Annotated in this window: 9 protein-coding genes; 7 read left to right on the top strand and 2 right to left on the bottom strand. The window is 59.6% G+C overall.

Annotation, left to right across the window (positions count from 1 at the left end):
* Nucleotides 1-443: 443 nt before the first annotated feature.
* Nucleotides 444-1,673, bottom strand: coding sequence for a nucleoside recognition domain-containing protein (locus ACNA0J_RS17575; RefSeq protein WP_415820149.1), 1,230 nt, complete (start codon nucleotides 1,671-1,673; stop codon nucleotides 444-446).
* 138 nt (nucleotides 1,674-1,811) lie between these two features.
* On the opposite strand from ACNA0J_RS17575, the gene ACNA0J_RS17570 reads away from it, so the two are divergent.
* Nucleotides 1,812-4,028, top strand: a complete 2,217-nt coding sequence (locus ACNA0J_RS17570) for an acyl-CoA dehydrogenase (protein WP_415820148.1) — start codon at nucleotides 1,812-1,814, stop codon at nucleotides 4,026-4,028.
* A 22-nt stretch (nucleotides 4,029-4,050) separates the two neighbouring features.
* On the opposite strand, the gene ACNA0J_RS17565 is transcribed toward ACNA0J_RS17570, so the two are convergent.
* Nucleotides 4,051-4,983 carry a LysR substrate-binding domain-containing protein gene (locus ACNA0J_RS17565; protein ID WP_415820147.1) on the bottom strand — a complete coding sequence of 311 codons (933 nt, stop codon included), beginning with the start codon at nucleotides 4,981-4,983 and terminating at the stop codon, nucleotides 4,051-4,053.
* Between the two features lie 256 nt (nucleotides 4,984-5,239).
* Between ACNA0J_RS17565 and ACNA0J_RS17560 the strand changes: the two genes are divergently transcribed.
* The 6 genes from ACNA0J_RS17560 to ACNA0J_RS17535 all read left to right on the top strand — a co-directional run bounded on the left by ACNA0J_RS17560 (nucleotide 5,240) and on the right by ACNA0J_RS17535 (nucleotide 12,136).
* On the top strand, nucleotides 5,240-6,367 hold the full coding sequence (locus ACNA0J_RS17560; RefSeq protein WP_415820146.1) for a mandelate racemase/muconate lactonizing enzyme family protein: 1,128 nt from the start codon (nucleotides 5,240-5,242) through the stop codon (nucleotides 6,365-6,367).
* Complete coding sequence (locus ACNA0J_RS17555) at nucleotides 6,364-7,455, top strand: mandelate racemase/muconate lactonizing enzyme family protein (protein WP_415820145.1); 1,092 nt, start codon at nucleotides 6,364-6,366, stop codon at nucleotides 7,453-7,455. The genes ACNA0J_RS17560 and ACNA0J_RS17555 overlap by 4 nt, the downstream gene beginning before the upstream one ends.
* A gap of 82 nt (nucleotides 7,456-7,537) precedes the next feature.
* A complete protein-coding gene (locus tag ACNA0J_RS17550) occupies nucleotides 7,538-8,731 on the top strand; it encodes an ABC transporter substrate-binding protein (protein ID WP_415820144.1) in 1,194 nt (397 codons plus the stop codon).
* A gap of 18 nt (nucleotides 8,732-8,749) precedes the next feature.
* Entirely contained in the window at nucleotides 8,750-9,607 is an 858-nt protein-coding gene (locus tag ACNA0J_RS17545; protein ID WP_415820143.1) for a branched-chain amino acid ABC transporter permease, read from the top strand.
* The gene (locus ACNA0J_RS17540) at nucleotides 9,607-11,424 is read left to right on the top strand and encodes a branched-chain amino acid ABC transporter ATP-binding protein/permease (protein ID WP_415820142.1); all 1,818 of its coding nucleotides are present in this window, start codon (nucleotides 9,607-9,609) and stop codon (nucleotides 11,422-11,424) included. The genes ACNA0J_RS17545 and ACNA0J_RS17540 overlap by 1 nt, the downstream gene beginning before the upstream one ends.
* Nucleotides 11,405-12,136, top strand: coding sequence for an ABC transporter ATP-binding protein (locus tag ACNA0J_RS17535; RefSeq protein WP_415820141.1), 732 nt, complete (start codon nucleotides 11,405-11,407; stop codon nucleotides 12,134-12,136). Before ACNA0J_RS17540 ends, ACNA0J_RS17535 begins: the two co-directional genes overlap by 20 nt.
* Nucleotide 12,137: the final 1 nt, after the last annotated feature.

Raw genomic sequence — 12,137 nt, 5'->3', positions numbered from 1 at the left:
GCTGCGCTCCTTCGGTTTCCCTCGCTCGACCACGAGGCGCCCCCACNCCGTGATTGCCCNTGCTCGACTCGCGATGTCTCAAGCTCGCCGCATCGCTGGGACGGGTGCCTTGCTTAGGCTTCGTGGGGCAGGCTTTGGCAAGGAAGAAGATTTTGCAGGGTTGTTATTTTTGGCCGCCTACGGGCGCGGCCAAAAATAACGTTGGGGCGTGGTGTACCGGAGGTTTGGGGTTGGCATCTTTGGCCTGCTGCTGCTGTGAGTTCCTGTCGGGTGCCCAATGGCTATGCCGGCCCGTTGAGCGNCGGGNAGTCCCCGAAGGGGACCTCGGCGCCTGGTCTTGCGCCGAGCCGTTGCGATAGGGCCGGTGCGGCTTTCAGGCCCCCGGCAGGAACGCTTTCACAGCCATGACATCCGCCTATCGATGACGCTTGATTCCAAACCAGTCAACCAAAGAACCAATAACACACCGCAATCGAGGCGAGCACCCCCGCCAAATCGGCAATCAGTGCGCACCCGACGGCATGCCGGGCACGCAGGATGCCGACGGAGCCGAAATAGACGGCCAGGACGTAGAAGGTAGTCTCGGTACTGCCCTGCATGACGGCAGCGAGCAGGGCAGGAAAACTGTCCACCCCGAAGTGTGTCATGGTCTCCAGCATCATGGCGCGCGCGGCGCTGCCGGAGAAGGGCTTGACCAGTGCAGTGGGCAGCGCATCGACGAACCGGGTGTCCCAGCCTGCCGCATGTGCCAGCCAGCGGATACCGTCCAGGACGATGTCGAGAGCACCCGAGGCACGTAATACGCCGACTGCGCAGAGCATTGCGACCAGATAGGGCAGGAGGCTTTTAGCGACGTCAAAGCCTTCCTTGGCTCCGGCGATAAAGGTTTCGTATACCGGGACGCGTTTGCAGGCACCGACGATGAGGAACGCCAGCAATACGCCGAACAGCATCAGGTTTCCCAATAACGAGGACAAGCTGGCAATGGCGGCGGCCGACATGCTGGCCAGCAGCGCCATAAAGCCACCCAGCAATAACGCTGCGCCACCTAACCAGGCTAGGGAGACGGGGTCGTAGAGCTTCAGCCGTTGGCACAGGGCGACGGCAAGCAAGCCGGCGATGGTCGAGGCGCTGGTGGCCAGCAGGATCGGCAGGAAGACCAGCGTCGGGTCCGCCGCACCCTGTTGAGCGCGGAACATGAATAGCGTGACCGGCAGCAGCGTCAATGATGAGGCATTGAGCACCAGGAACAGGATTTGCGCGTTGGTGGCGGTGTCTGGTTTTGGATTCAGTGTTTGCAGCTCGCGCATCGCGCGCAGGCCGATCGGGGTGGCGGCATTGTCCAGGCCCAGGCCGTTGGCGGCGAAGTTCAGCGTGATCAGGCCAATGGCAGGGTGACCGCGCGGGACCTCGGGCATCAAGCGGGCAAACAGCGGACCGAGCAGCGTCGCGAGCTTTTCGACCAGACCGGCGGACTCGGCAATGCGCAGGAAGCCCAGCCATAGCGTCAGGGTGCCGAATAACAGCACCATGACTTCGACCGAGACGCGCGCCATATCGAACAGACTGACCACGATCTGGCGGAAGACCTCGGCGTCGCCGATGACCAGCCAACGGTACGAGGCGGCCGCCGCAGCAGCAAGAAAGAATCCCAACCAGAGTTTATTGAGCATGACAAAAGGCAAGAGCAGCGTGGAAAAAGCCGTTCGCGGCGAGGCTCATTGTCGCAGACTTGGCAGGTCTCGGGGATGCCGCAGACCGGCAATTCTGTTAACTTGGTTACGTACGCGCACTTCTATACAAGGTTGCATATGGATTTCAACGCCTGGCGCCGTCGCCGTATTTCTGAACCTGCCTACCGCTGGGCTCGCAAGGCCATGCCCGGCCTGTCCGACACGGAGCGAGAGGCCATCGAGGCGGGAGATGTCTGGTGGGACGCGGATCTGTTTACCGGGGATCCTGACTGGAACAAGTTGCTCGCCGTGCCGCAGGCAACCTTGACCGCTGCCGAACAACAGTTTCTGGGTGGCCCGGTGGCCCAGTTGTGCGCGATGCTGGATGAGTGGGATATCACCTGGCACCAGGGGGATCTGCCTGAGGCTGTCTGGCAGTTCATGCGCGAGCAGCGTTTCTTTGGCATGATCATTCCGGCCTCCTACGGAGGATTGGGGTTCTCCCCCTATGCGCATTCGGAAGTCGTGCGGCGTATTTCCGCGTATTCCATTACCGCGGGCGTGACGGTGATGGTGCCCAATTCGCTGGGGCCAGGAGAGCTGTTGCTGCAGTTCGGTACGCCCGAGCAACGCGATTATTGGCTGCCGCGCCTGGCGGACGGGACCGAGGTGCCGTGCTTTGGCCTGACGAGTCCCGAGGCGGGCTCGGATGCTGCGTCGATGGTCGATACCGGTGTTGTGTGCCGTCAAATGGTAGACGGCCAAGAGGTATTAGGGATTCGTCTGAATTGGCACAAGCGATACATCACGCTGGGACCGATTGCGACGGTCCTGGGCCTGGCATTCAAGCTGCAGGACCCGGATGGCTTGCTGGGTGGTGCTGTGGATGTGGGGATTTCGGTGGCGTTGGTGCCGACGAATACGCCCGGGATCACGATAGGACGCCGCCATTTGCCTTCCATGCAGGTATTTCAAAATGGTCCGAATCAGGGTGAGGATGTTTTTGTGCCGCTGGATGCGTTGATCGGCGGAACGGAAAAGGCTGGCCATGGCTGGCAGATGCTGATGAGTGCGTTGGCGGCAGGGCGCGGGATTTCGCTGCCTTCGCTGTCGGCGGCAGCGGCGGTGTACAGCGCGCACGTGACGGGTATGTATGCACGTGTGCGTCAGCAGTTCGGTATTGCGGTCGGCCGCTTTGAAGGCGTGCAGGAAAAGTTGGGCCGTCTGGCGGGCAATGCCTACCTGGTCGAGGCGGCGCGCCGCTTGACGTGCGCGGCGTTGAATCAAGGGCATAAGCCAGCGGTGGTATCGGCGATCATGAAGTACCACGCCACTGAACGTATGCGCGAGGCGGTGAACGATGCGATGGATGTGCATGGCGGCAAGGCCGTCATCGATGGACCATCGAATTACTTGGGCTCGTTGTATCGAGCATTGCCTATCGCTATTACGGTAGAAGGCGCCAATATCTTGACGCGCTGCCTGATCATTTTCGGCCAAGGCGCGATTCGAGCACATCCTTACTTGATGCAGGAGGTCCTGGCATTGGGGGATGAGGATGATGAGCGTGGGCTGCAGATCTTTCATGACGTGTTCTGGCGTCATCTCGGGCACAGTGCCAAGAACGGCTTGCGTGCGTGGGGACGCGCCTGGACGGGCGGTGTGTTGGCACGCGCGCCATCGAGCGGGCCGATTGCGCGGCAATACCGCAGGCTGGGCCGCTATGCCTCGGCATTTGCCCTGGTCGCGGATGTCGCGATGGGCACCTTGGGCGGCGCGCTGAAGCGCCGTGAAATGCTGTCGGCCCGCTTGGGGGATATCCTGGCGGAGCTGTATTTGCTGTCGGCTGTGCTCAAACGCTGGGAGGACGAAGGACGCTGCCACGCGGATCTGCCGTTGGTGCAGTGGTGCATGGAGGACGGTTGCGCGCGTTTGGAAACCCGCTTTGACCAGGTGCTGGCGAATTTGCCAAAGCGTCCGCTGGCTTGGCTGTTGCGAGCGATAGTGCTGCCTGTACGTTTGAATCGCGGCCCCAGTGATGCGCTGACGCGAGAGTGTGCCGATTTATTGTTGGCGCCATCGCCCACGCGTGACAGGCTGACTGCGAATTTGCAGCGCGGTGAGGGCGACGATGTATTGGCGCAATTGGAGCGTGCATTCGGCTTGGTCAACGCGGTACAGCCGCTGCACGATAAGCTCAAACGCGAGGGCGTGCGAGACTGGCGCGAGGCGCATCGCGGTGGGGCGATCACGGACGAGCAGGCCCGTCAGATCGAGGCCGCCGAAGAGGCTGTCAGGCGTGTCGTGGCGGTAGATGATTTCGAGCCGGGCGCATTTGCGCGGCGAGCTGGTTGACGGTGGGGGAACGTTCCAGACTTTAGAGATTGGCTTCGCGTGGCAGCGAGTCATTGAGCGAGACGGCGGTTTTCTTCAAAGCCGCGACAAACAGCTGCGCGGGCCGGGAGAGCGGTGTGTTATTGGGCAGCAGTAATTGCGCCTTGACGGGCATACGTGGCTGAAACCGAATGGTGGCAACCCCCTGATTCCGGCCAGTCAGCAAATAAAAGGGATCGATAATCGCCACGCCTGCACCGGAGCGCGCCAGCGAATAGGCGACAGCGGTCAACGTCACTGACAGCGCGATTTTTCGTTTGACGCCTGCGATGCGATAGCTTTCCTCGATCAGGGCACCCAGTGGCAGGTTTTTATCAAACGATATCAACGGATAGGGCTCCAGATCCCGCGGGGTGACAACAGGCAGTTTGGCCAGCGGACAATCTTCAGGCACGACACAAACCAGTTCGGCCTCGCACAAATCAGTCAGACGGCCTTCGATCATTCGTCCGTCCTGGCTGAGCGGCGACAACACGATCCCGAAGTCCACGCGTTCCTGGAACACGCTGTCCGATACGCTGACGTTGTCGGTCGCGATGACCGATATTTGAATCTGTGGCCAGTCTTCGCGGAACCGGACGCTCGTCGGAGCCAGTAGGTTCTCTGCGATCGTGGGCACCGTGGATATCTGGACCGAACCTTCAGTCAGCTCGCGCATGTCGTCCACCAGCCGGTTGACGCGAGCGATGCTGTCAAAGATGCGATTGAGCTCGCCCATGATTTCCAGCGTTTCGCGTGTGGCCTGTAAGCGGCCGCGCTTGCGTACAAAAAATGGAAAGCCTGCGTGCAAGGCGCACTCACGCAGCAGCAAGCTGACAGCAGGCTGAGAGATGCCCAGTGCCGATGCGGCTTCGCCTACGCTGCCGTATCGACTGACGGCGCGTATGACCTCCATTTGGCGTACGGTCAAATGCATCGTGTCCCCCTTGGCGGCAAGGCCAATTTTTATATGGGCTGCATGTTTGCAGAGCCCTCCGTGCGACTGAACGCTGCGGCTATACATCAGCGCGGCGCACGGTGAACATAAGTCTAGCTTATCTTTGAATTAGTCCACTTCGATTGTTTTTGCTTCGGACGGCTTTTACAGTCATTGCATCTGATCGGTACTGACGTTGATGCCGCTGCAAAACTCAGTACCCCATCTGTCTCACGATAAGAAGAGGAGCAAACGCATGAGGATTGTGTCGGTGGAGTCTTCCGTGGTGTCGCTGCCGTTTGACATGGGAGGCCCCTATGCCCGGTTTGCAGGAAAGCTGTGGGACCGGTTGGAGATACTCCTGGTCCGGGTGGAGACGGAGGATGGATTGGTAGGGTGGGGAGAGGCGTTTGGCCATGCTGCGATCCCCGCTACACGTGCCGCACTGGATACGATTGTGGCGCCGCTGGTGATAGGCAGACACGCAGGCGATATCTCGGCCCTGACGCGCAGTGTGCTGCATTCCACACATTTGCTGGGCCGTAATGGCAGTTATGTCTACGCCTGGTCCGGAATTGAAATCGCGCTATGGGATCTGCTGGGCAAACGCGCAGGACTGCCTGTGCATCAATTGCTGGGTAATGGCAGCCGTACGCAGCTCGAGGCCTATTCGAGTTTGCTGGCGTATGGCGATGCCGACATCGCTGCTCGCAACACGCGTGCAGCAGCCGATAGGGGGTTCCGCTACGTCAAGCTGCATGAAACGACGCGGGATGCCTTGGTGCGATCGCAAGAGGCGGTCCAAGGCCGGGATGTCCAGATCATGATGGACGTCAATTGTGCCTGGGATGTACCTGATGCCCTGGGCATGGCGCAAAGTATGCGTGACGACGGAATGTACTGGTTCGAGGAGCCCGTCTGGCCACCTGAAGATGCGCAGGGGCTGGCGCGCGTGCGTGCATGTGGCATCCCGATCGCTGCCGGCGAGAACGTGGCTGGACTGCAGGGATTTCGGACTTTACTGGAGGCCAGGGCCATTGATATCGCGCAGCCCAGCGTGACGAAGATCGGCGGGATCGGCGACACCATGAGGGTGGCGGCGCTGTGCGCTGCGAATGGCGTGCGTGTCGTGCCGCATTCACCGTATTTTGGGCCGGGTTTTATCGCCACACTGCATATTGGCGCAGCACTGCCCCAGCCGCCCTTGATCGAAGTGCTGTGGATGGATATGGAGGCAAATCCTTTTGCTCCCTATGTGCATGCCGTGGATGGAATGTTGAACGTGCCCCAAGGTCCTGGCTTGGGCTGCGATCCTGATTCAGAAGTGATGTCGCGATATCGCGTCGGAGACGTGCATCGTATTACCGAAGAGGCCCTCGCATGAAAGTCGTCAAGCTGGAAACTCGCCCGATAGAGATCGCATTGCAGGAACCTATCATCAGCGCGTTGGGGCCGATTTCGACGTGTGGCGTCGTCCTGGTCCGCCTGCATACCAGTGATGGGGTGGTGGGCGAGAACTTGGTGTTCACCTTGAATAACCGGCGTACGGGGGTGTTGCACCGCATGGTCGACGAGTTGGCGGACCTGGTAGTGGGGCAGGACGCCGGCCACATCGCGGGGTTCTGGTCGCGTGCCTGGAAAGATCTCAATTTCTTCGGGCAGAAGGGTATCCCGGTCATGGGGATATCGGCCATTGACGGTGCGTTATGGGATGCCGCTGCCAAATCGGCAGGCCTGCCGCTGTATCGCATGCTCGGGGGCGCGCAGGATCGTGTGCCCGTCTACCACAGTGGCGGGTTGTGGTTGCATCGCAGCGTAGACGAGCTTGCGCGCGACGCACAGCAGATGGTGGAACAAGGTTTTCAGGCGGTGAAGATGCGGCTGGGATCACCCGATCCTGCCGTCGATGTGCAACGAGTGCGAGCGGTACGGGAGGCCATCGGCCCGCATATCAAATTGATGGCCGATGCCAATCAAGGGTTGAACGAGGCCCAAGCCATCCGGCTGGGGCGGATGCTGGAAGAATATAAACTGGCCTGGTTCGAAGAGCCGTTGCCCGCCTGGGATCTGGAGGGTCTGGCGCGAGTGGCGGCCGCCCTGGATACGCCTATCGCCAGTGGTGAAACGGAGTATGCGCGTTATGGATTCCGCCGCATGATCGAGCTGCGCAGCGCTGATGTGCTGATGCCGGATTTGCAGCGAGCAGGTGGCGTCTCGGAATTCATGCGAGTGGGACATATGGCTGCCGCTTATGACATTCCCGTGTCGAGCCATCTGTTTCCTGAAATGAGTATTCAAGTGTTGGGCGCATTGAGCAGCGCGATATTCCTGGAGTACATGCCGTGGTTCTCCGATTTGTACCAGGAGCGCCTCGAGTTCGAAGACGGGATGGCAATCGTTCCGCAGCGCCCAGGCTGGGGTTTTACGTTTGATCTGGATCGTATTGCGCATTTGGAAAAACGCGGCCGTTAAATCACGGCTGTGACGATGACGAGGGATGGCAGACAGGGGAACCCCGCGCCATCCAGCGATGACAATCCTTAGGAGACAACAAATGACAGTTTCTCGTCGTGACTTTGTGTTGGGCGCCGCTGGCGCATTAGGCGCGTCGGCATTAGGCATGCCCGCGCTGGCGCTGGCCTCGAGTGAAGACATCAAGATAGGTTGGCTGGCCGCATTGACCGGGCCGAGCTCTGCCCCAGGCGTGGGGTTCAATCGAGGTGTCGAGTTTGCTGCGCAAGCCATCAACGCGGCAGGCGGCGTGAAGGGCCGCAAGATCGTGATCGTGACGCGCGATACGCAGGGTGATCCTACCAAAGCAGTGAATGCAGCGCAGGAGATGATCAACTCGCAAAAAGTGCATGCCATTTGGGGACCGACGAACTCCGGCGAGTCCTTGGCGGTCACGCCGATCATGGCTCGCGCCAAAATGCCGAATATTCATCCCTGCGTCATAGATAGCTTGGTGAACACGGATAAATATCCCAATGCGTTTCGTATCTCTCCGTCGAACAGTCAATGGGATGATGCGTGCCGTAATTATTGCTTGAAGGTGCAAAAATATTCCAAGATCGCCGTCATCGGGGACACGACGGGCTATGGCGTGAGCGCGACCAAGGCATGCGTAGCCAATTTCAAGAAAGATGGCGCGGAAGTGGTGTACTCGGCGAACATCGACGCGACACAAGCCGACATGTCGCCTGACATGACGCGGGCGCGCGATGCCGGGGCGCAAGTGATCGTGATCTGGAGTGTCTCGACCGGGATGGAGGCGCGTTTGTTCAATACCCGAGCCCATATGGGCTGGGATGTCGCTTTTGTCGGCCATCCCTCGCTCGCGTCGGGCGAGCTGCGCACGCTGGTCGAAAAGCCAGAGAACTGGGACAAGGTCTATGCAGTGGGCTACAAGAGCGCCAGTTATGACGCCAGCGGCAAGCTGCCCGCGCATTCGCAGGAGTTCCTCGACATGGTCAAAGGCAAGGTCAGCCTGGAAGACACGCTGTACTGGTGGGTGTCGGCCGGCTACGACGCGATTGAGCTCGTGGCCAAGGCGGTGCAGACAACCGGCTCGTCGCAATCCAAAGACATCATCGAGTATTGGAATAGTCTGAAAGCGTACCCCGGATATTTTGGGACTTATACCTACTCGCCCACGATTCACAACGGTTATCCCACCGAGGAAGTGGTCATGTCCGAGGCCAAGTCTGCGCGCAACGGGACGTTCGCATTGGCGCCGGGTTATCAATAAGACCGAGAGAACGCAGTCATGCTGGCTTCCATTATCAGCTCCGGCCTGGCGGTCGGGGCGGTGTATGCCCTGATCGGCATCACCTACAACACGATGTATTCCACGTCTCGTGTCATGAGCTTTACGGCAGGGCAGCTTGGAATGTTGGGTGGTGTGTTCGGGTCCTTGTTCATGCTGCGCATGGGCATGTCCGGTCCGGTCGCATTCATACTGACCTTGGGGCTATGCGCGCTGGTCGGCGTGATCACCGAGTTTGTTGCCGTGCGGCCTGTGCTGAAAAGCCTGGACCAACATTTGTATGTACTGTCTACGTTGGCATTGGCATTGATGATCCAACAGGTGACGGCGATCGAATGGGGTACCGAGCCTCAGCCTTTTCCCCGCTTGTTGGCCTGGGGGTCGGGGCCATTGGATGAACGGTTCTGGCTGCCCGTCGCGGCATGTGTGATTGTGGTGCTGGCCCTGGAGTATTTATATCGGCGCACATTGATCGGCCTGGCTTTTCTGGCGGTGGCGGAGAACAACTTTGCTGCACGTTCTATTGGATTGCCGGAGCGGCGCCTGCGGGTCATCAGCTATGCCCTGGCAGGCGTGATCGGGGGCATCGCCGGGTTTGCCGCGGGTCAGTTGATGTTGGCCTTTTTTGCGAATGGCCCGTTGTTGAATTTCTACGGCTTTGTTCCTGTGGCATTGGGTGGGCTCGGCAATAACCGCGGCGCAGTACTGGGTGGGCTGGCGCTTGGATTGTTTCAACAGACGGCGAACTTTACCGTGGGCGGTATTTTTGCGTCGATTGCCGTGTTTGTCTTGTTTATCGTGGTGTTGATGGCCGTGCCACAAGGTATTTTCGGCTCTAACTCTGCACGGAGAGTGTGATGACCGCGCACGCAAAGACTTATCGAGGAACCCCTCAAGCGATGGAGCGTCATTCGATGAATCGGGGGCAAGGCTGGACGCGCATGTTGCCGTTCATCGTATTGCTGGTGCTGGCGATCGCATTGCCAGCATTAGGGAATACGTACTGGACAGTGATCGCGACGCGCGCGGCGATCTATTGGATATTGGTGTCCGGGCTGAATCTGATTGTCGGCTATGCGGGCCAATTGGCGATCGGCTATGTGGCGTTGTTGACGGTAGGGGCATACACGGCCAGTGCATTGGTGGCCGGTAACGTGTCCGAGCCATGGGAGCCGTTTACGGCGCTGGCGGCGGCGGGGGCGGTTGGGGGGCTGTTTGGCTTGATTGTCGGCTTGCCGGCGTTGCGGCTGCGCACGTTTTATTTTGCGATGACCACCTTGGGATTCGCCACGATCGTGACGCAGATCGCTTTGGCCTGGGAGTCGGTGACGGGCGGCGGAATTGGCGTGCCGGGGCCTGCCATGCCGGCGCCGTTCGATTCCGATCAGGGCTTGTATTACCTGTGCCTGGGCATCGCTGCGGTGGCAACCATATTGACGGCAAACATCGCACACAGCCGATTTGGACGAGGATTGATTGCCATCCGCGACGCGGAAGTCGCTGCAGAGGCCTACGGCATTTCCAAGGCCAAGTTATTGGCTGCCGTCTTTGTGCTTGCAGGCGTGCTGGCCGGTATCGCGGGAGGGCTGTTCAGTTCACTTCAGACGTACATTACGCCAGAGGCGTTTACGTTCGAACTGTCGGTATTGTTTTTTATCTCTATCCTGATCGGTGGACGCAGTTCTATCTTGGGCCCGCTGTTGGGCACGCTGATCTTGACCGTTTTGCCGGAGATCGCCGCGCCGTTGGCGGCGTGGTCCAATTTCCTGTACGCGCTGTTGTTGTTGGTGATTGTGCTGGCAATTCCCGGTGGAATTGCGTCTTTGCTCGATTTTGGAGGACGCAGCCCCTTGCCGACAAACCGGCGTATACAGCCGGAGCTGGGCGCTGTGCACCAGATTTTGGCGAATGTGCCTAGTGATGGGCGAATCGTATTAAAAAATCTGCATTTATCGTTTGGCGGGGTCAAGGCGATCAACGGTTTGGACCTGCATATCAACGGTGGGCAAGTGCATGGCTTGATCGGCCCGAATGGCAGCGGGAAAACCACGACGCTAAATGTGATCTCGGGGTATTACCGGCCTCAGGAAGGCCTGGTGATGGAGGGTGGCACGGAAGTCCCCTCGGGACGACCTTTGGGCAGAGCCAGGCGCGGATTCGCACGTACGTTCCAGACACCGCGCATCGTGGGTGATACCTCGGTCCTGAAGAATGTCATGGCAGGGGGATATACGCGTGCACGCGGTACGTTCCTGGAGGCCTTGTTGCGGGTGGGTAGGCATCGAGAGGACGAGCGTGGATTGCGAGAGATGGCGGAGTCAGCATTGAAGGCGGTGGGGCTGTCGCAGCTGGCTCACGTGCGTGCCGATCGCTTGCAGCATAGTGAACTGAGGTTCCTGGAGCTCGCACGTGCGCTGATGCTGCAGCCCAGATACCTGATGCTGGACGAGCCTGCTGCGGGCTTGACGGGAGACGAGATCAAGCGTCTCGGTGACATCATCAAAGAGATCAGCCGCTGTGGAACGGCAGTGTTGCTGGTGGAACATCATGCAGATTTGATCTTTGATATTTGTGATCACGTCACGGTGCTGAATCTCGGGTCGGTGCTGGCCAGCGGCACCCCGCAGGAAATCCGTACGCATAAGGAGGTCGTCAGTGCATACCTCGGAGCCTAATAGCCTGCTGCAGGTACAGGGCCTGAATGCCGGCTACGGCAAAATTCAAATCCTGCACGACGTCGATATGATCGTGAAGCCCGGCGAAATCGTGGCGCTGCTGGGCCCCAACGGCGCAGGAAAGAGCACGTTGATGCGGGCATTGTCGGGCTTATTGCCATGGATGTCCGGCGATGTCGTATTTGCAGGGAAAAGCCTGCGTGGCGCGACGCCGCGTGATGCGGCGCAGGCGGGTTTGGTGCACGTGATCGAAGGGCACCACGTCTTTACGCAGTTGTCCGTGCAGGACAATCTGGCGCTAGCGGGATATGACATTTCCCGGACCGAACGCCAGGAACGCATCCGGGATGCCCTGGCATTCTTTCCGGAAATCGAGGCCAAGCGCCATGATCGTGCAGGCGCGTTAAGCGGCGGGCAGCAACAGATGCTGGTGGTGGCCCAGGGATTGGTAAAGCGGCCACGGTTGCTGATTCTGGACGAGCCTTCTGCGGGGTTGTCCCCGGTCCTGGTTGACCGTGTGTTTGAGGTCGCGGCGCGTCTGCGCGATACCGGCACATCCGTGTTGCTGGTCGAGCAATTGGTCGAGAAATCCCTGGTGCTGGCCGACCGCGTTTATGCCATGGCCCACGGGGAAATCGTTTTGCAGGCGGATACCAGCGAGGCTGATCTGCAGACCCGTCTGGAAGATGCGTATTTTGGTCAACATGCGTGAA

It is taken from the genome of Bordetella tumbae, from assembly GCF_965139195.1.
GTDB lineage: Bacteria > Pseudomonadota > Gammaproteobacteria > Burkholderiales > Burkholderiaceae_B > Bordetella_A > Bordetella_A tumbae.
Note: the sequence above shows the minus strand (reverse complement) of the source record. Positions and strands in the feature narration are given on the sequence as shown.